General features: G+C 60.5%; 20 protein-coding genes. 4 read left to right on the forward strand and 16 right to left on the reverse strand.

Features of this window, described 5'->3' with window-relative positions; genetic code table 11:
* Positions 1 to 123: 123 nt before the first annotated feature.
* The 8 genes from istB to FG95_RS14500 form a co-directional block, all read right to left on the reverse strand.
* On the reverse strand, positions 124 to 891 hold the full coding sequence (istB, locus tag FG95_RS14460; RefSeq protein ID WP_007686288.1) for an IS21-like element ISSsp5 family helper ATPase IstB: 768 nt from the start codon (positions 889 to 891) through the stop codon (positions 124 to 126).
* Positions 888 to 2,381: an IS21 family transposase gene (gene istA, locus FG95_RS14465; RefSeq protein ID WP_011950768.1), complete on the reverse strand. Its 1,494-nt coding sequence runs from the start codon at positions 2,379 to 2,381 to the stop codon at positions 888 to 890. The genes istB and istA overlap by 4 nt, the downstream gene beginning before the upstream one ends.
* Before the next feature lie 230 nt (positions 2,382 to 2,611).
* Entirely contained in the window at positions 2,612 to 2,839 is a 228-nt protein-coding gene (locus tag FG95_RS14470; RefSeq protein WP_161786562.1) for an AMP-binding protein, read from the reverse strand.
* Positions 2,840 to 3,118: 279 nt separating this feature from the next.
* A complete protein-coding gene (locus tag FG95_RS14475; protein WP_152567663.1) occupies positions 3,119 to 3,937 on the reverse strand; it encodes a hypothetical protein in 819 nt (272 codons plus the stop codon).
* Complete coding sequence (locus tag FG95_RS14480) at positions 3,934 to 4,542, reverse strand: VOC family protein (protein WP_081933166.1); 609 nt, start codon at positions 4,540 to 4,542, stop codon at positions 3,934 to 3,936. Before FG95_RS14480 ends, FG95_RS14475 begins: the two co-directional genes overlap by 4 nt.
* 85 nt (positions 4,543 to 4,627) lie before the next feature.
* Complete coding sequence (locus FG95_RS14485; protein WP_037556802.1) at positions 4,628 to 5,464, reverse strand: NAD(P)H-binding protein; 837 nt, start codon at positions 5,462 to 5,464, stop codon at positions 4,628 to 4,630.
* Between the two features lie 33 nt (positions 5,465 to 5,497).
* Positions 5,498 to 6,016 (reverse strand): hypothetical protein, encoded by a 519-nt coding sequence (locus tag FG95_RS14490; RefSeq protein WP_037556803.1) that lies wholly within the window; start codon positions 6,014 to 6,016, stop codon positions 5,498 to 5,500.
* Between the two features lie 615 nt (positions 6,017 to 6,631).
* Positions 6,632 to 7,855: an NAD(P)/FAD-dependent oxidoreductase gene (locus tag FG95_RS14500; RefSeq protein ID WP_037556805.1), complete on the reverse strand. Its 1,224-nt coding sequence runs from the start codon at positions 7,853 to 7,855 to the stop codon at positions 6,632 to 6,634.
* A 252-nt stretch (positions 7,856 to 8,107) separates the two neighbouring features.
* Between FG95_RS14500 and FG95_RS14505 the strand changes: the two genes are divergently transcribed.
* Complete coding sequence (locus FG95_RS14505) at positions 8,108 to 8,362, forward strand: hypothetical protein (protein ID WP_037556806.1); 255 nt, start codon at positions 8,108 to 8,110, stop codon at positions 8,360 to 8,362.
* Here FG95_RS14505 and FG95_RS14510 read toward each other — a convergent pair.
* From FG95_RS14510 to FG95_RS14535, 7 genes are read right to left on the reverse strand one after another with little or no spacing between them, the layout of a single operon-like run.
* Complete coding sequence (locus tag FG95_RS14510) at positions 8,359 to 9,306, reverse strand: Gfo/Idh/MocA family oxidoreductase (RefSeq protein ID WP_200880207.1); 948 nt, start codon at positions 9,304 to 9,306, stop codon at positions 8,359 to 8,361. The genes FG95_RS14505 and FG95_RS14510 overlap by 4 nt on opposite strands.
* A gap of 36 nt (positions 9,307 to 9,342) precedes the next feature.
* Positions 9,343 to 10,239: a class III extradiol dioxygenase subunit beta gene (locus FG95_RS14515; protein ID WP_037556808.1), complete on the reverse strand. Its 897-nt coding sequence runs from the start codon at positions 10,237 to 10,239 to the stop codon at positions 9,343 to 9,345.
* A gap of 1 nt (position 10,240) precedes the next feature.
* Positions 10,241 to 10,651 (reverse strand): protocatechuate 4,5-dioxygenase subunit alpha, encoded by a 411-nt coding sequence (gene ligA / locus FG95_RS14520; protein ID WP_037556809.1) that lies wholly within the window; start codon positions 10,649 to 10,651, stop codon positions 10,241 to 10,243.
* Positions 10,652 to 10,682: 31 nt separating this feature from the next.
* Positions 10,683 to 10,904, reverse strand: a complete 222-nt coding sequence (locus tag FG95_RS20585; protein ID WP_152567664.1) for a hypothetical protein — start codon at positions 10,902 to 10,904, stop codon at positions 10,683 to 10,685.
* A gap of 43 nt (positions 10,905 to 10,947) precedes the next feature.
* Positions 10,948 to 11,973: an amidohydrolase family protein gene (locus FG95_RS14525; RefSeq protein ID WP_037556810.1), complete on the reverse strand. Its 1,026-nt coding sequence runs from the start codon at positions 11,971 to 11,973 to the stop codon at positions 10,948 to 10,950.
* Entirely contained in the window at positions 11,970 to 12,833 is an 864-nt protein-coding gene (locus FG95_RS14530; protein ID WP_037556811.1) for an NAD(P)-dependent oxidoreductase, read from the reverse strand. The genes FG95_RS14525 and FG95_RS14530 overlap by 4 nt, the downstream gene beginning before the upstream one ends.
* 54 nt (positions 12,834 to 12,887) lie before the next feature.
* Positions 12,888 to 14,108 (reverse strand): LysR family transcriptional regulator, encoded by a 1,221-nt coding sequence (locus FG95_RS14535; RefSeq protein WP_037556812.1) that lies wholly within the window; start codon positions 14,106 to 14,108, stop codon positions 12,888 to 12,890.
* Between the two features lie 87 nt (positions 14,109 to 14,195).
* Between FG95_RS14535 and FG95_RS14540 the strand changes: the two genes are divergently transcribed.
* From FG95_RS14540 to FG95_RS14550, 3 genes are read left to right on the forward strand one after another with little or no spacing between them, the layout of a single operon-like run.
* Positions 14,196 to 14,867 carry a 4-carboxy-4-hydroxy-2-oxoadipate aldolase/oxaloacetate decarboxylase gene (locus tag FG95_RS14540; protein WP_037556820.1) on the forward strand — a complete coding sequence of 224 codons (672 nt, stop codon included), beginning with the start codon at positions 14,196 to 14,198 and terminating at the stop codon, positions 14,865 to 14,867.
* Entirely contained in the window at positions 14,860 to 15,915 is a 1,056-nt protein-coding gene (locus tag FG95_RS14545) for a 4-oxalomesaconate tautomerase (RefSeq protein WP_037556813.1), read from the forward strand. Before FG95_RS14540 ends, FG95_RS14545 begins: the two co-directional genes overlap by 8 nt.
* Positions 15,912 to 16,808: an amidohydrolase family protein gene (locus FG95_RS14550; protein WP_037556814.1), complete on the forward strand. Its 897-nt coding sequence runs from the start codon at positions 15,912 to 15,914 to the stop codon at positions 16,806 to 16,808. The genes FG95_RS14545 and FG95_RS14550 overlap by 4 nt, the downstream gene beginning before the upstream one ends.
* A 67-nt stretch (positions 16,809 to 16,875) precedes the next feature.
* On the opposite strand, the gene FG95_RS14555 is transcribed toward FG95_RS14550, so the two are convergent.
* The gene (locus tag FG95_RS14555; protein ID WP_235211572.1) at positions 16,876 to 17,388 is read right to left on the reverse strand and encodes a MarR family winged helix-turn-helix transcriptional regulator; all 513 of its coding nucleotides are present in this window, start codon (positions 17,386 to 17,388) and stop codon (positions 16,876 to 16,878) included.
* Positions 17,389 to 17,392 lie beyond the last annotated feature (4 nt).

Consider the following 17,392-nt stretch of genomic DNA (forward strand, 5'->3'; position numbering starts at 1 on the left):
TGTCAACGGCGGAGCAAAAGTCGGCCATTCGGCGGCGTAAAACCAGGCCATCGTGTTACATGCCGGGGGGAGTGGCGTGAGGGCGTAGCCCGAGGGCCACTCCCCCCGGCATTGGTGTAATTTTCAGGGTCTGGTTTTGGCCTTGCGGGCCCGGCTGTGCGCGAGGCGATAGCTTTCGCCGTTCATCTCGAGGATGCTGACGTGATGGGTCAGGCGATCGAGGAGCGCGCCTGTGAGACGCTCAGATCCGAAGGTTTCGGTCCATTCGTCGAAGGGCAGGTTGCTGGTGATGAAGGTGGAGCCGCGTTCGTAACGCTGGGAGATCAGCTCGAACAACAGTTCGGCGCCGGTCTTGGAGAGCGGCACAAAGCCCAGTTCGTCGATGATGAGCAGCTTGTATCCGGCCATCTGCTTCTGGAAGCGCAGAAGACGGCGCTCGTCGCGGGCCTCCATCATTTCGCTGACCAGCGCTGCCGCGGTGGTGAAGCCCACCGACAGTCCTTTCTGGCATGCTGCCAGTCCGAGCCCCAACGCTACGTGCGTCTTTCCGGTGCCTGATGGCCCCAGAGCGATGGCGTTCTCACGCCGCTCGATCCACTCGCAGCGCGCCATCTCGAGCACCTGCATCTTGTTGAGCCTGGGGATGGCGGCGAAGTCGAAGCTGTCGAGGCTTTTGACGGCGGGGAAGCGCGCGGCCTTGATGCGCCGCTCGACCATGCGACGCTCCCTGTCGATCATTTCCATCTCGACGAGGCGGGCGAGGAAGCGGATATGATCGACGCCTTCAGCGGCACATTGCCGCGCGAGCTTGTGATGCTCACGCAGGCACGTAGGCAGCTTGAGCGCCTTGAGATGGTGAGCGAGAAGGATCTCCGGGGCCTGATCGCTCATGCGGCCTCCTGCCGGTCGGAGAGCAGGCTCAGATAGGCTCTGGCAAAGGTCTTCTCGACCGTGGTGCGTGGCAGGAAGGGATAGACGTCCAGGTCCAGCCTGGGCGGTACGCGTTCGATCCGGCACAGGACGAGGTGCTTGACGGCATCGAAGCCGATGGCGCCAAGATCGATGGCCTGTTCGACCGCCGCCTGGAGATCGGCGAGGGTGAACGTTTCCAGCAGGCGCAGTACCTGCACATATTCGCGCCTGCCATGTTTGTGCATGCGCCCTTCCATCAACCGCTGCAGTGTCGTGAACGCTTCGGGCAGGTCCCAGCCCTGCAAAGGCGCAGCCTGGTCGAATGCGTTGATCTTCTGCTCGATCAGCGGGAGATAATGGAGCGGGTCGAAGACAACCTCCTCGCGGGCATAGCAACGAGGATGACGGGCGATGACTTCGCTGCGGCAGCCGATCACCACCTCATCGACATAGGCCCTGATCCAGACCTCCTGATGGCCCCAGGCCACCGGAACCGAATAATCGTTGGTCCTGTAGCGCACCAGGGATTGCGAGGAGACCCTCCCGCCTTTCTGATCGCAGGCCTCGAAGGGTGTAGCGGGCAGAGGCTGCATGGCCGCGAGATCGCGCTGCAGCCGCTCACCGATCGTCTCGCTCTGCCCGCGCACCTTGTCCTGCTGGCGCTTGCGGCATTGCTCCTCCAGCCACAGGTTGAACGCCTCCCAGGTCGGGAACTTCGGGATCGGCACCATGAAGTTGCGCCGGCAATAGCCTACCAGCCCCTCCACATTGCCTTTCTCGTTCCCCTTGCCCGGGCGAGCATAGCGGTCGCGGATCACGTAATGTGACAGGAAAGCGCTGAACAGCGTGGCACGCTGCCGCGTGCCGTCGGGCAGGATCTTCGTCACAAGGCAGCGATCGTTGTCATAGACGATCGAGCGCGGTACCGCGCCGAAAAACGCGAAGGCATGCACGTGTCCGTCCACCCAGGCCTCCGCCACCGCCGCCGGATAGGCCCGCACATAGCAGGCATCACTGTGCGGCAGATCGAGCGCGAAGAAGTAGGCCTTCTGCTCCACCCCGCCGATCTCCACCAGCGCTTCCCCGAAATCGGCCTGCGCATCTCCCGCAGGGTGCGCCAGCGGCACGAACATCTCCCGGCTGCGCTGTTCGCGCTCCCGGATGTAATCCTTGATGATCGTATAGCCGCCGGTGAAACCATGCTCGGTGCGCAAACGGTCGAATACCCGCTTCGCCGTATGGCGTTGCTTGCGCGGGACACTGCGGTCACCCTCAAGCCATCCATCAATGATCGCCACAAACCCGTCCAGCTTCGGGCGCTGCGGTACGGACTGGCGCCGGTAACCCGGCGGCGATGAAAACGACAGCATCTTGCGTACCGTTTCGCGCGACACATTGAAACGCTTCGCCGCCGCCCGTTGGCTCATGCCATCCGCGCAAGCCAGACGGACCTGAAGATAAAGTTCCACGCTGTAGATCCCCACACCTCCCTGACTCGGCAGAAAGGCTTCAAGGTGGACGACTTTTACGCCGCCCGCAGCAGGACTATCCCGCCGCTACCGTGGTCGAATATTGCTCCGCCGCTGTAGATCCCCACACCTCCCTGACTCGGCAGAAAGGCTTCAAGGTGGACGACTTTTACGCCGCCCGCAGCAGGACTATCCCGCCGCTACCGTGGTCGAATATTGCTCCGCCGTTCTCAGGGCACGATAATGGCGCCGAGTTTCCAGGCCGCCAGGATGGCTATGATGACCTCAGGCACATTTTGAAGAATTAGCCCGACGCGCGCGCCGCGAGTGACGCCGTGGGCAGCCAGGGCGCAAGACGCCGCATCGCTTAGCTGATCGACCTCGGAGACTGAAAGCGATCGCCCAAAATAACGAACGAGCGTGACGTCCGGATTCGCCTCCACGATCTGTTCGAACATCGCCAGCGCGTTTGGCGCGCAGAGGTCTAGATGCCGCGCCCTCTCACCGTGAAGACGGTGCCGCTGACTGATAGTACTAGGCATCAATATCCTCCAGACAACCGCCCTCGGAGTGGCCGAACGGTTTTGGCCTCGAAGGCGCCGTGGCGTGGTCCCATGACGCCGCAGCTTGGCGCGGCATCCTGTCTATCGAATGGCGGAACAGGAGGGCCGCACGCAGGGCGGACAAGCGCCCGACTTATCCCGGACGAACGGTGAGATCGCCCGGGATAATATGGCCTACGAAGTACTTTCGCGGACCATGAGAATTCTCTCAATCGCTCCGGTTCCAGCCGCGTGGATGAGGCCGGTCACACGCTCAAGTTCGATGACCACTGCCGCGCCGGAACGCCTTGGATCTATACGCTGCGTCACATCCGGTCGGGCTTCATAGATCCCTTGCGCTTCCGCATCGTTTTCCACGAGCCGCGCGCGGCCCGACATCTCGAGCATTTCATGGCTCTCATCATGGCGATAGATCGCGCTGACGAGGGGATTCTTGGCGATTGAGGTCAAAAAGCTTCCGTCCGCCCGCGGATTCCAAAATGCCAGCTGGCCATCGCCGTGGGTATGGGTGCTACCTCGATAGATTTGCTCAGGCCGGCCATCAGGGGTGACATAGGCAAAGAGGATCGGCATCCCGTCGGCTTCAGCATCGTTAAGCCTAGTCCGCATCGCGGCCGTGAGCACGACGGGCTCCGGCGTGAGTGTCGCGGGAGGCAGGAGCCATTCCCCTTCGAGATGCTGAATCTCACCGCGATCATTAAACGTGCAGTGGAACTTGCAGCCGGCCGCGATCCCCTTGGCCGGCATCGCCAATACCTGAGTGATGCCCTCGCCGTCATTCTTCGGTTCTTCCCACTGGCCACCATATACCACATGATGAAGCAGCGATTGCTGCAACGCCTCGATGGCTGCGTCGCGCCCTTTCTCGTTGGTTGTATGGACCGATACAGCAACCTCGCTCGCCAGATGCGGACGCAGCGCTTGTGCATGCGTATCGGTCGGATCGGTCAGGAACGCCCGCAGGGGGGCCATGGTAGAGCTTCTGTCATTCATTTTGCGGGCACCTCCTTGGGCTCCAGTTCGGCTAGGAGCTTCACCGCCTGGTCGGGCGGAAGATTCATGATAATCCCGGCATCGCGCGCCCGGTTTTCGGGGCTCCCTTCATGCCCTGGAATATTGGGAGCACCGCGCGGCTTCAGCAGCTTGTCATCTTCGGTGAGCTCACGCGTGGTGCAAGCGAATTCGATCAGCAGGCCGTTAGGGTCGCGTACAACGAACCCAGCAGTCCACCCATCGTGATCTATAATCTCGCTCGCCGTCGCTCCGCGCTCGCGGATCTGACCCTGGAGTTGTTCCAACTCCTCCATCGTGTCGAGCCAGAACGCGAAATGGTAGACATGGGGAGGAACGCCCAGGCCGGAGTTGATATCTGTCGCCCACGACGCTGGCGTGCCGGGCAAAGCCGGCGTCGGTGCCATGAAAGCGACATAGGAACCGTCACCCGTGTCGAAGAAGACGTGCCGTACAAGCACAGTGTCATCGGGCGTCTTCATCAAGTCCTGCCACGCGATCTCCCAGCCGATGACCTTCGTGTAAAAATCCACGGTCGCTTCATAGTCGGTCGTCGCCAACCCAATGTGATGCATGCCTCGCCGCATTTGAATATCCTCTCATAGTGTCGATGGACGCAATTACGCGCTGGAAACTTTCCCGTTCGCCGGTCAGATCATCCATCGATTTCCGTTACTTAAAGTCCGCCACATGGTCGATACACCACTGACGGAATGTGCAAGGGCGCTGACCGGTCAACTCCTCGACGGTGTTCGTCACCACCGGCCATTGATCACTCGCCATCGATTCAGCCACGGCGCGCGCGAATTCAATCCGGGCCTCGGGGGCACCCGTTGCGCGGAGACCGTTGATGACATCATCCGGTGAGATTTCTTCAAACCCGACGGGCCGCCCGAGCACGTCGGAAATAATCTCAACCTGCATCTTCGAGTCCATCACGTCGGGCCCTGTGAGGTCGTAGACTTTCCCCTCATGCCCTGGCTCGGTCAACGCCGCAGCAGCGACCGCACCGACGTCCCGCGTGTCAACGGGCGCGAAACGGCCGGGAATCCAACGAACCACGCCCTGCTCCCGGATTGCGGGAAGCCAGCGCATGACATTCGACATGAAGAATCCCGGGCGCAACATAGTCCACTGGAAGCCCGCGTCCGCGACGAGACTCTCCCTACCGAGAAACCATTTCGCCGCGGCAGGTCCCGGCATCGAAGCGGACAGCGAGGAAAGATGGACGACGTGCGCGACCCCTTCATCGCGGGCTGCCGCCAACGCTGCGGCAATCTCATCGTTCTCGTCGCCAAGCGCATGCAGATACAAGCGCTTGATGCCGCGCATGGCCTTTCGCAGCGCGGTTTTGTCAGCGAAATCGCCCACGACCACGTCGACCTTTTCGGCAACCTCGCCCAGTCGGCCCTTGTCCCGAACGAAAACGCGAACATCGGCGCCGCGCTCAAGGAGCTTTCGAACTGTCGGCGCGCCAACATTGCCTGTCGCCCCTGTAACAAGAATCATGCGCTCTTCATCCTTCTTCCACCGGCTGTTTCATCACGAACGCTTCATTGCGAAGGGTTCCCACTCGCCGGCGTCAGAAGATTGTTCGATCCCCTGCACGCGATCGAGTTCAATGATAACGCCAACCCCGTTGCGGCCGTGGGCCAGATTTCGTTCCAGCTCCGGAGATTCCTGCCACACGCGCTTCGCTTCATCCTTGTCTTCGACGACGCGAGCCCGACCGTGGAACTGGATAAGGCGAGGCGTATCGCGCTCGCGATAGGTCGTGCACACATTCTCGTAGCCGGCGGCGAGCGCTCGGATGAGCCCGCCGTTGGGGTCCCGATTCCAAAAAGACAGTTGCTGCGGACCGTGGACGTGGATGCTCCCGCGAAACGTCTGTTTAATTCCGCCCTTCTCGTCGATGTAGGCGAAAACCATCGGAACTTCGCGTTCCTCAGCTGTATTGATCGTGCGCTTCATGGGTTCCGAAATCTGGATCGGCGTCGGCTCAACCGACATGAGCGTCGGGTCGATCAGGAATTCGTCTACTACACGGAGATTATCGGACATGTCAGGCTTAACTCCTCCAATTCGGTCGGTGCAGGCTCGAGATGCGCGCCCATGCTCTCAAGGCTTTGCAATCGGCCGAAGCAATCGTCATCTGCTGATCTGCCGACCTCAGGTACATTGAGTATATCCGGGACCTGACACTGCACACAAAAGAAAGCTGGGCCTTAGCCCCAAAAAGCTTCAGTCCATCACGATCTGCGAATTTGCGGCGTATCTAACTTTTCATCGAGCCATGAAAAGTTCCGCTATTCGTCCTGTCAGGATCTTATGGCGGCTTACGAAAATCCGCCGATAACGCCATCCTCGGTGGACGCGGGATTCCTTGGTAACTCGGAGGCCATTTCCACACACTCTCGCGACCCACCAAACAGCAACGACCTCTACGCTATCCCTTCCGACAGGATGGCGGAGAGGAAACGACAATGTTCCATGCGAAAATAGTCAGCAATGTCCCTCATAACCGGAGTTGAGACCAGCGCCTGATCGGAGGACAGGTCCATGGACCGTCGAGGGCGCCTCGCTACGGCGGCAGGACCCGGCATCGGCGCGATGTCGTCGATTAGGCAAAGCACATCGCGCGCCGCAAGCACTTCTCAAACCGGTTGCCTAAATGCGTTATTCCGGGATCAACGACTTCAGCGGCGTTTCTGTGTCGGCAAGTTGCTCGGGGGTTGCATGAAGCCCGGCGGTGACGATCATGCGGCCCTGGACATAATCCCTGGTCGCATTGACGCAGTCGAGAGCGATGACCTTGCCGGCTTTGAGGTAGACGACCGAGAAGCTGCGGTTCGCGGGGTCGCCGCGCAGCACCGTCTGGTCGTGCCCGGTCGAGAGGCCCGCCGTCTGGAGCTTGAGGTCGTACTGGTTCGACCAGAACCACGGGATCGCATGATAGGGCGCCTCGTCGCCAACGATGCCCTTGGCGACGACATTCGCCTGGTCGTTGGCGTTCTGCACCGACTCCAGCCGGATCGTCGCGCCCTCGGCAAAATGATTCTCGTGCGCAGCACAATCGCCGATCGCATAAATGTCGGGCAGGCTCGTCTTGCAATGCCGGTCAACAAGCACGCCGTTGCCGCCCTCGGCCCCCGCCGCGACCAGCGGTTCGACCGCCGGGACGATGCCGATGCCGACGATGACCAGATCGGCGGGGACGACCTCGCCATCGGCGAGCCGCACGCCGGTCACATGCGTGTCGCCCTCGATCGCGTCGACACACACGCCAAGCCGCAGATCGACGCCATGGTCGCGATGCTCCTTCTCGTAGAAACGCGACAGATCGACGCCCGCGACGCGCGCGAGGACGCGATCCAGCGCCTCCAGAAGCACGACCTTCTTGCCCGCCTTGTTGAGAACGGCAGCCGCTTCGAGCCCGATATAGCCGCCGCCGATCACGACGATCTGACCTGCCGTCTCCGACGCCGCCTTCATCGCATCGGCGTCAGCGCGGGTGCGCACCCCCTGTACGCCCGGCAGGTCGCCGCCGGGGATCGGCAGCATGCGAGGAGCTCCGCCGGTCGCCCAGACGAGCTTGCCATAACCGATCGCCTCGCCGGCGTCGGTAGTGACGCTATGCCCGGCGGGATCGACCGAGACGACGCGCTTGCCCAGCAGCATCGTCACCTCGCGTTCGTCCCAATATTTGGCGGGGCGCAGCTGGATGCGCTCGAATTCCTTCTCCCCCGCGAAATATTCCTTCGACAAGGGCGGGCGCTCGTAGGGAAGCTCGGGCTCGTCGCCGATGATCGCGATCGACCCCTCGAACTTCTGCGTACGCAGCATTACCGCCACCTGTGCGCCGCCATGCCCCGCACCCACAATCACCACGTCGAATTCCATCACGCTATGTCCTCCGCTACGGTACCCATGCTTTTAGTGTCCGTCCGTTGCGTGGCGCGACAAGGAGGCCAAGCCAGTGAACGGATGGGTTGGACGTCTCTCTACGCCTTGTACACGACCGGAATTTGATGCGTTCGACCCTGAGTCAGGTCCTACAGCGCCATGAGAGGCACGCGCAACGGCGATGGGAAATCCATCTGGTCCGCGCTTACCATCGATCTCGGCTAATATGCATTTGCCGGCGAGGGTGGATTGACCGCGACGGTGCACGATGGTTCGGCCGACCCGCTCTTCGTTGGCTCCGAAGCCATAGAGAGCGGCGGTATCGAACAGGATTACGCGTGGATCCAACTCGTGAACCAGCAGCGCTTCTGCTTCGTTCCGCTCAGACCTCAGCAGATAGGCGTGAGAAAGCTTCATGCAGCCGAGACCGAACGCCGAGACATCAAATGGGCCGATCTGCAAACAGGAATCGAGGGCTTCATGATAAGAGCCAGGTCTCGTTAACGCGCGGCCTCGAGCTGCCTTTCGAGCTTATCAAGCACTCGATAGCACGGTATCACCTGTGTTACGCTTGCATTCGGCTCGCGTCCTTCGCGAATGGCTGCGATGAATTCGCGGTCCTGCAATTCGATGCCGTTCATCGAGACATCGACCTTGCTGACGTCAACGACCGCTTCCTTGCCGGTGACGAGATCGTCGTAGCGAGCAAGCCAAGTGCCGTTGTCGCAAATGTATCGGAAAAAGGTGCCGAGCGGCCCGTCGTTGTTGAACGAGAGCGACAGGCTGCAGATGGCGCCGCTTTCAGCCTTGAGCTGAATCGACATGTCCATAGCGATACCGAGCTCGGGATGATGCGGCCCCTCGATGGCATTGGCGGCCACGATCGGCCCCGCTTGCCAAGCGAAAAGGTCGACCGTATGCGCAGCGTGGTGCCAGAGCAGATGGTCGGTCCACGACCGAGCTTCACCCTTCGCATTGATGTTCTGGCGGCGGAAGAAATAGGTCTGGACGTCCATCTGCTGGATAGCGAGTTCGCCTGCGGCAATCTTCTTGTGCAGATATTGATGGCTCGGATTGAAGCGGCGGGTGTGGCCGACCATCGCGACGAGACCGGTTTCCTGTTGCTTCTTCAGCACCGCTTCGCCGTCCGCGAGACTGTCGCAGAGCGGGATTTCGACCTGGACGTGCTTTCCCGCCTCCATGCACTGGATCGCCTGGGCGGCATGCATCTGGGTCGGGGTGCACAGGATCACCGCGTCGAGGCCCGGTTGTTCGAGGGCCTCGGCGAGTTCGATCGTTGCGTGACCAATGCCATATTTGTCGGCGACCGCCCGCGTCGGCTCTAGGCGACGCCCAACAAGCGAAACGACTTCAACACCATCAATGTTTCTGAGGCCGTCGAGGTGCTTTTCCCCGAAGGCGCCGGCGCCGGCGAGTGCAATCTTCACATCTATTCTCCAGTTCATTGCCCGCTTGGGCATTGTTCATTCGGTCAGAGCGGCGACCGAGGCTCCGCTGATCGTCATGTCGAGTTCTTGGCCATTGTCGGGACGGAGGACGAGATGACCGATGGCGGTGTTGCTGCAGGGAACATGATAATGGCGGTGGAGCGCCAGGGTCCGTTTGCCCAGCGCGCCGCGCATGATGAGCCACATCACCATCTCGATGCCTTCGGAGCCCGTCTCCCGCAGATATTCGATATGCGGGATTCGCCGCAAATGATCGCTCTCGCCAATCAGACCGTCGAGGAACAGATTGTCCCATTGGCGGTTGATCAGACCGGCACGGGGCCCCTGAAGCTGGTGGCTCATGCCGCCCGTTCCCCAGACCTGGACATTGAGATCCTCGGGAAAGCTGGCGACTGCACGAGCGATTGCCTCGCCGAGTGACCAGCAGCGATTGCCTGAGGGAGGCGGATAAGTCACGACATTGACCGCGAGAGGAACGACCTTGCAGGGCCATGCGTCGACCGCGCCGAACATCATGGTCAGGGGCACGGTCAGGCCATGATCGACATCCATCTCGTTGATGATCGTCATGTCGAACTCATCGAGAATGAGGCTCTGTGCGATGTGCCAGGCGAGGTCGGCATGGCCGAAGACATCCGGCACTTGGCGCGGACCCCAGCCTTCATCGGCCGGCTTATAATGATCGCCACAGCCAATTGCGAAAGTGGGAATAACCTTCATGTCGAAGGCACTGGCATGATCGTTATAAACGAGGATGATTACGTCGGGCTTTTCCGACTTCTCCCATTCCCGCGTCCAGTCGTAGCCCGCAAAAATCGGTCCGAAATAGTCATCCCGATCCTTGCCCTGGTCATGGGCCACGCCGAGCAGAGGGACGTGGCTCGACGCAATTCCAGCGGTAATCCTCGCCATCTCAGCGCCCTTCCCTCTTCGACCGCAATCCATCCGGCGAACGGCCGCCTGCGTTCATCATCGCCTGATATTCCTCTACCGAGACCCCCGTCATCGTACTGACGGCCTGTACGAAGCTCAGTCCGTCGGTCGAGAATATTTTGGAGAGAAAGTAGATATTTCCGCCTAAATCCAGAAGCGTGTTGTAGTCGCGCGCAAGCACAGCTGCCTTCTGTTCCTCTGAGAGTTGCCAGTCCTCAAGGTAGGCGCGCTCATCTGCCTTCCAGCGCTCCCGGTTCTCGGACTTCATGAGACTCATCGCGAACTGATTGAGATGATAGCCTTGACGTGCGCGCGCGGCAGTGAAGACGCGCGTACCGGGAATATCCTCAAGCTGTGCGAGATAATCGCGAATGTTTGTGTCAGAGATCATATGGTAATCATGCCTAACAATATCGGCATCCTCATTCGAACAGCCAGAGCGCGACAAAAAGAGCCACTGCCGCAACTACGGCGGCGACCCCCGAATAGCGGAACAGGGCCTCGTCCGGACCTATAAGAGGGCGCAGGCCGCATTCGCAGCGAAGCAACGGACCGAACTCTGACGCGACATAGAGCGGCTGAAGCGGTTGATGGCATGTCGGACAGATTCGCGTCCGATTCTCCTGGTTGGTTTTGCCGTTCATTCCGCTCTCCCGATAAGAATGGCTTGCTATATTCAGACATCGATCAGGCGCAGCGCTCTTTCAGGCGCGCATCGAGCCGGGGAAATACGCGTCGGGCGTTCCCCTCGAAGATCGCGTGCCGCTCGGCCTCGCTGATATCGAGCGCATCGACATAGCGTTTAGTGTCATCGAAATAGAAGCCCGTGGTCGGATCGATACCGCGCACCGCTCCGACCATCTCGCTCCCGAAAAGGATGTTCTTGTTGTCGATTACGTCTGCGAGAAGGTCGATCCCGGGCTGATGATATACGCAAGTGTCGAAGAAAATATTGTTCATCAGATGCTGATCGAGATTCGGCTTCTTGAGCATGTCAGCAAGACCCCGATAGCGGCCCCAATGATATGGTACGGCACCGCCTCCGTGCGGGATAATGAAGCGGAGATTCGGAAAGTCTGCAAACAAATCGCCTTCAAGCAATTGCATGAAGGCGACCGTATCGGCCGCGAGATAATAGCCACCCGTGGCGTGCATGGCCGGATTACAACTTCCCGACACATGAATCATGGCCGGTACATCGAGTTTTACCATCGCCTCGTAGAAGGGATACCAGAAACGGTCGGTCAGCGGGGGCGACTGGAAATGCCCGCCTCCGGGGTCAGGATTGAGGTTGCAACCAACGAACCCCAATTCGGTAACGCAGCGCTCAAGTTCATCGATCGAACTCGACATGTCCGCTTCCGGCGATTGCGGGAGCATACAGACGCCGACAAAGGTTTCCGGAAACAGGTCAACAACGCGCGCAATCAGGTTGTTGCAGGCTTGCGCCCATGGAACCGCAACCGACTGGTCGCCGACATGCGGCGCCATTGCCGACGCACGGGGACTGAAAATCGTCAAATCTGCGCCGCGCTCCTTCACCAGTCGCAACTGGTTCGCCTCTACTGTTTCGCGGATTTCATCGTCGGAAATTTCCGGATAAGCTGGCGCTGGCTTGCCGGCCTTGAAGGCTGCCTTCTGCGCCTCACGCCAAGCGTCGTGCGCCTTCGGAAGCACGGTGTAATGGCCATGACAGTCGATGATCAAAGTCACGCATTTTTCTCCCCATTTGCGGCTCGGATCGCATCGAGCTTTGCCGTCAGGCCGTTTGGTGGCGGCACTCCGATCGTTCCAAGCGCCCGCTGCCGGGCGATTGTCCCGCGGGTCATTGCAGGATCGAGGCCAAGTTCCTCGAGAGTCTTGGCAGCCTCTTCCATCTCGGCGGCGCGGCGAAGCCCATGAACGAGCATTCGATCGAGATTATAATCGATGCGCCGATCCCACGGCTGCTTCCGCCAGCTTTCGTCGAGCGATGCAATGACGGCATCCGAAACGCCGGCAGCATAGGCAGCGAGAATGCACTCAGCGCTGAGCGCTTCCATCCCCTTGACCATGACGGACCGGATCATCTTGATCGCCGATGCGTCACCAATGGCAGAACCAGCGACGGAAACGTCCGAAAAACCCATCGCGAGAAGGCGCTCTGCACCCTCTTGCGCGTGAATCCCGGCAACCAGCAGCGGCACAGCCTGCCGCTTCGGCAGCACCGGCGCCATAATCGCCACGTCGATATATCGGCCGCCAGCAGATTCGACGATCTCGGCGGCCAGACGTTTTGTTCCGGGCGCAACACTGTTCATGTCGAACCAGAGTGTCTTTTTTTCCAGCAGTCCGGCATAATTTTGGGCAGCTGGTAGCGCCTGATCGGCCGTTACGACGGAAAGCACGGCGCTGGTCCCGACCAACGCTGTGCCCGCGTCCTTAGCGCCCTCAACGCCGGCCGCAGCATAGTCTGCTTGCATAGCGCCGCGGGAGCTGGGGTCTTCCGTCTTTCGATCATAGGCCCGTGCGCCTGGCCAGGCCAGATTACGCCCCGCCTCGCCAAAACCGATGAAGGTAACGCAATCGCTCATGGAAGCCGTCTAGACCTTCGTGAGCGAAGGAGACCAATCGATTTACGGGTGCTGCTATTGACTTTCCGGAAGTCTGGTTTCCTGCGCCGCCAGATGAAGCCGATCGAGCATCTGGCGCTGCGAACGTGTAGGATGCCACCCCGTCCGCGTAGTGAGGCCGATTGTCCGTATACGATGGGGAAGATCTGGCCCGACCCGCGCGAGCATTCCCGCACGGACCTCGAGGGCAACCTGATCGGGGGAAAGTAAGGTCAGAAAATCTGTTTGCGCAAGCAACCCGCGGATGACCATGACGGATCCGCATTCGATCGGAACCGAAGGCTTCACCATTCCTTCAAACAGGGCTTCCCAGTGAGCACGCAGCGGCGTTCCGGCAGGACCGACCACCCACGACTGCCCTGCGAGGGTCTCCAGGCTGACGGCTTGGCCTACAAGGCTGTGGTGACACCCGCCAAATATGGCCAGACGGTCGGTGAAGAGGGGAATCTGCTCGACGCCTGCCGGCGGCGCCTCGCGTAGCGCCCCGATCATGATATCCACCACACCGTCAAGGAGCGGATCTATGAGTTCACGCCATGACCCTTCGACGATATCGACGACGGCGGACGGAAGGTCGCGTGCGAACATGGCAAGCGCTCTGGGCAGTAGCAACGCGCGGCTTAACGGCATCGCACCAATAGCCATCCGGCCACCGAAGCCCTCATCTCCACGCGCTTCACCGATGCCTGCGGCTATCTCGGCCGCAGCAAGGCGAATGCCTCGCGCCACTGACCGACCCGCGGACGTCAACATCATTCCGCGCCCGCGCCGCTCGGCCAGAGGCACGCCACAGATTTGTTCGAGCTCTCGGACGGCGCGGTGAATGGCCGATTGTGATAAGCCACTTGCCAAAGCCGCGCCGGCAAAACCCTGAGCATCAGCAAAATGACGAAAAGCCTCAAGCTGGGTAGCCGTCATCAGCCGTTCGGGCCGTGCAAAGCCGGCGCCCCCCCTACGGCCCAGGCGCGGCGTGGCGGCGGCAAGATACTCCATGGCCCGGGAAACGCGCTCGGCGAGCAGACTCCCCGCTGTTGTCGGCGTGACGCCATCGAAATAGCGTTCGAACAGCGCGACTCCGAGCTGGCGCTCTAGCTTGCCGATGCCTTGTGTCAGCGCCGGCTGCGAAAGTCCCGCCGCCTCAGCTGCTCGATTCAAGCTTCGATACGCAATGACATCGCCGAGGACTCGCAAATGGCGCAGATTAAGGTCAAAAGGCTCGAGCACGACACATAACATAGCAAAAACTTATCGCTCGGCCACAAGTTCTATTGGCGGCCTGCCTTTCATATGCAGAGAGCTATGGATGAGGACAGGAGTGTGGCAATGAGCGTGGTCGTGCAGAATATCGAGCGGGCTGAACGAGCTATCATAGACGGACTGGGCGCAGCAGGTGTAGCGACCGTTCATGAAGCACAGGGACGAACCGGACTTTTGGCCCATTATATGCGACCGATCTACTCCGGTGCCAGGATCGCTGGCAGCGCGGTGACGATCTCCGCCCCACCAGGTGACAACTGGATGGTGCATGTGGCGATCGAACAGCTGAAGGACGGCGACATCCTCGTTCTTGCCCCCACGTCTCCCTGCGTCGATGGTTATTTCGGAGACTTGCTCGCGACGAGCGCCATGGCGCGCGGATGTCGCGGCCTCGTGATCGATGCCGGAGTTCGAGACGTTCGCGATCTTACCCAAATGGGGTTTCCGGTCTGGTCGAAAGCCATCTTCGCGCAGGGAACGGTCAAGGCCACGCCTGGGTCGGTGAATGTGTCCATTGTGTGCGCCGGCGCCCTGATCGAGGCTGGCGACGTGATCGTTGCCGATGACGACGGCGTCTGCGTGGTCAAGCGATCCGACGCTGCGGCGGTGCTCGAGAAGGCAGAGGCACGCGAAGCCGCAGAGGACACCAAGCGCAAACGGCTCGCGGCTGGCGAACTCGGCCTCGACATCTATGACATGCGGCCTCGTCTCGACCAGATGGGCATAAAATATGTCTGATGGCATACCTTGCATGTGGATGCGCGGCGGCACGTCGAAGGGGGGCTATTTCCTCAAGGAGGATTTGCCCGCCGACCCCGCAGCGCGCGATGCCTTCCTGCTTCGCGCGCTAGGATCGCCTGACCCGCGCCAGATTGACGGCATGGGTGGCGCCGATCCTCTGACAAGCAAAGTAGCTGTGGTCAGCCGGTCGGAACGGCCAGGCATCGACATTGATTATCTTTTTCTGCAGATCTTCGTCGATCAGCCAATCGTGACGGATGCCCAGAATTGCGGAAACATCCTTGCCGGCATTGGTCCCTTCGCCATAGAGCGCGGCCTGGTTGCGGCGAAGGAGGGCGAAACCCGCGTCGTCATCCATATGGAGAATACAGATCAGGTGGCGGTCGCAACCGTGCGCACGCCGGCCGGCAAGGTCCAGTATGAAGGAGACGCCACGATCAGCGGCGTCCCAGGAGCCGCGGCGCCGATCCCCCTAGCCTTCCGCGATACGGCCGGATCGAGTTGCGGAGCGCTTCTGCCGACCGGCAACGGCGTTGACGAGATCAATGGCATCCAGGTCACAATGATCGACAACGGCATGCCATGCGTCGTGATTGCCGCCGCCGACGTCGGCATCACCGGATATGAGGACCGCGCGACGCTCGACGCCGACACCGCCATGAAGCAAAGGGTCGAAGCGATCCGTCTGAAGGCAGGACTGCGAATGAATCTGGGCGATGTCACGGAAAAATCAGTCCCCAAGATGATGCTCGTCGCCGCGCCGCGCGATGGCGGGGCAATCGCGGTGCGCTCGCTCATCCCGCACCGCGTGCACGCCTCCATCGGAGTGCTCGGCGCGGTAAGCGTAGCGACCGCCTGCCTCGTCAAGGGTTCACCGGCCGCAGCGGTTGCTGTGGTGTCCAACGGCACGAGGAAGATTCTCGGCGTCGAGCATCCGACGGGCATTACGGAATGCGTCGTCGCCGTCGATGCGTTTGACATGCCCGTCGAAGCGGGAATGCTGCGCACGGCACGCAAGTTGATGGATGGATTGATCTTCGCATGACTACCGATGCCCAAGGCCGTGTGCGTAGCTGGGCCCTCACGCCCTCACTGCCGCGCTTCGTTGTTCCGGACGGCGCGGTCGATGCCCATTGCCACGTCTTCGGTCCGATGGATCAATTTCCTTTCAGCCCGCAGGCGAAATATCTGCCGCAGGACGCCGGTCCCGACGCGCTCTTCGCGCTCCGTGACCGCTTGGGCTTTTCCCGCAACGTGATCGTTCAGGCAAGTTGTCACGGCACCGACAATCGGGCGGCGCTGAACGCTATCGCCGCCTCCAACGGACGCAGCCGGGGCGTTGCGGTCGTCGACCCGGCGATTTCGGACGCCGATCTCGATGCCCTTCACGAAGGTGGCATCCGGGGGGTGCGCTTCAATTTTCTCAAGCGCCTCGTGGACCACGCGCCAAAGGACAAATTCCTAGATATCGCGAACCGGATCCAAAGGCTTGGATGGCATGTCGTCGTCTATTTCGAGGCCGATATCCTTGAAGAGATGAAGCCCTTCCTCTCTGCGATTCCTACGCCGATTGTCGTCGATCATATGGGTCGCCCTGACGTATCGCAGGGACCGGACAGCGCGGACATGGTTGCCTTTCGTGCACTCCTCGACAGCCGGGACGACATTTGGACAAAGGTCACCTGCCCTGACCGGCTCGACCCTCAGGGACCGCCCTATGCCGATTTCGTCCGATCCGTCCGACCGCTCGTCGAAGATTATTCGGAGCGCGTCCTATGGGGGACCGACTGGCCCCATCCCAATATGGAAAGTATATTGCCTGACGACGGTGCCCTGGTCGACGTGATCCCGCTCCTTGCAAGTACCGAAGCTTTGCAGCGCAAGCTCCTTATCGACAATCCGATGCGGCTTTACTGGCCCGAGGAAGGCAAGACATAGCTGGGCCGGATTTCCCCGCATCTCATCATGGCCGCAGGATCCCGACCCAGACGATGGCCGCCCTGACCTAGCTAGCCTCTTTCGCGCTGGTTTGAAGCCCCTGCCATTCCGCCGCAAGATTTTCGGACATCCGGGTCAGAACACGCGCGCAAGTCTCAAGGTCCGCGCTCTCGATTCCGCTAGTTGCGATTTCGTTGATCCTGGCAACATCCCCAATCAGTTTGCTCTCAAAGGCCTGCCCCTTTTTCGTCAGCGTTACAATGATCTTGCGGCGGTCGACGTCATCTCTCTGGCGCGCGACAAACCCGGCGTTTTCCATCGCCGCAATCATGCTGACTGTCGTGTTTTCCGACACATTGGTCATCTCGCTGAGATGTCTCTGCGTTACGCCGTCACGGATCCAAAGCACGCGTAGATAATACCAGAAACCGGGCTTCACCCCGTGAGGCGACAAGCAGTGGCTGAGGAGGCGATCAAAGCGCCGATGACATCGGCGCACCATGTATCCAAAGCTTGTTTCTGTATCGAGATGGCGCTGCTTTGACTGTGAGCTGTGGTTCTTCTGCATGATTTCAGCCAAATAC

Source organism: Sphingopyxis sp. LC363, from assembly GCF_000756385.1.
In the GTDB taxonomy this organism is placed as follows: Bacteria; Pseudomonadota; Alphaproteobacteria; order Sphingomonadales; family Sphingomonadaceae; genus Sphingopyxis.

Excerpts from the sequence above, each read along its gene's own strand:
- FG95_RS14535 (WP_037556812.1), bottom strand. The coding sequence starts at position 14,108 with ATGTTATGTGTCGTGCTCGAGCCTTTTGACCTTAATCTGCGCCATTTG.
- ligA (WP_037556809.1), bottom strand. The coding sequence starts at position 10,651 with ATGATCTCTGACACAAACATTCGCGATTATCTCGCACAGCTTGAGGAT.
- FG95_RS14480 (WP_081933166.1), bottom strand. The coding sequence starts at position 4,542 with ATGCGGCGAGGCATGCATCACATTGGGTTGGCGACGACCGACTATGAA.
- FG95_RS14530 (WP_037556811.1), bottom strand. The coding sequence starts at position 12,833 with ATGAGCGATTGCGTTACCTTCATCGGTTTTGGCGAGGCGGGGCGTAAT.
- istB (WP_007686288.1), bottom strand. The coding sequence starts at position 891 with ATGAGCGATCAGGCCCCGGAGATCCTTCTCGCTCACCATCTCAAGGCG.
- FG95_RS20585 (WP_152567664.1), bottom strand. The coding sequence starts at position 10,904 with ATGAACGGCAAAACCAACCAGGAGAATCGGACGCGAATCTGTCCGACA.
- FG95_RS14545 (WP_037556813.1), top strand. The coding sequence starts at position 14,860 with ATGTCTGATGGCATACCTTGCATGTGGATGCGCGGCGGCACGTCGAAG.
- FG95_RS14550 (WP_037556814.1), top strand. The coding sequence starts at position 15,912 with ATGACTACCGATGCCCAAGGCCGTGTGCGTAGCTGGGCCCTCACGCCC.
- FG95_RS14470 (WP_161786562.1), bottom strand. The coding sequence starts at position 2,839 with ATGTTCGAACAGATCGTGGAGGCGAATCCGGACGTCACGCTCGTTCGT.
- FG95_RS14500 (WP_037556805.1), bottom strand. The coding sequence starts at position 7,855 with ATGGAATTCGACGTGGTGATTGTGGGTGCGGGGCATGGCGGCGCACAG.
- FG95_RS14475 (WP_152567663.1), bottom strand. The coding sequence starts at position 3,937 with ATGAATGACAGAAGCTCTACCATGGCCCCCCTGCGGGCGTTCCTGACC.
- FG95_RS14540 (WP_037556820.1), top strand. The coding sequence starts at position 14,196 with ATGAGCGTGGTCGTGCAGAATATCGAGCGGGCTGAACGAGCTATCATA.
- FG95_RS14485 (WP_037556802.1), bottom strand. The coding sequence starts at position 5,464 with ATGATTCTTGTTACAGGGGCGACAGGCAATGTTGGCGCGCCGACAGTT.
- FG95_RS14490 (WP_037556803.1), bottom strand. The coding sequence starts at position 6,016 with ATGTCCGATAATCTCCGTGTAGTAGACGAATTCCTGATCGACCCGACG.
- FG95_RS14515 (WP_037556808.1), bottom strand. The coding sequence starts at position 10,239 with ATGGCGAGGATTACCGCTGGAATTGCGTCGAGCCACGTCCCTCTGCTC.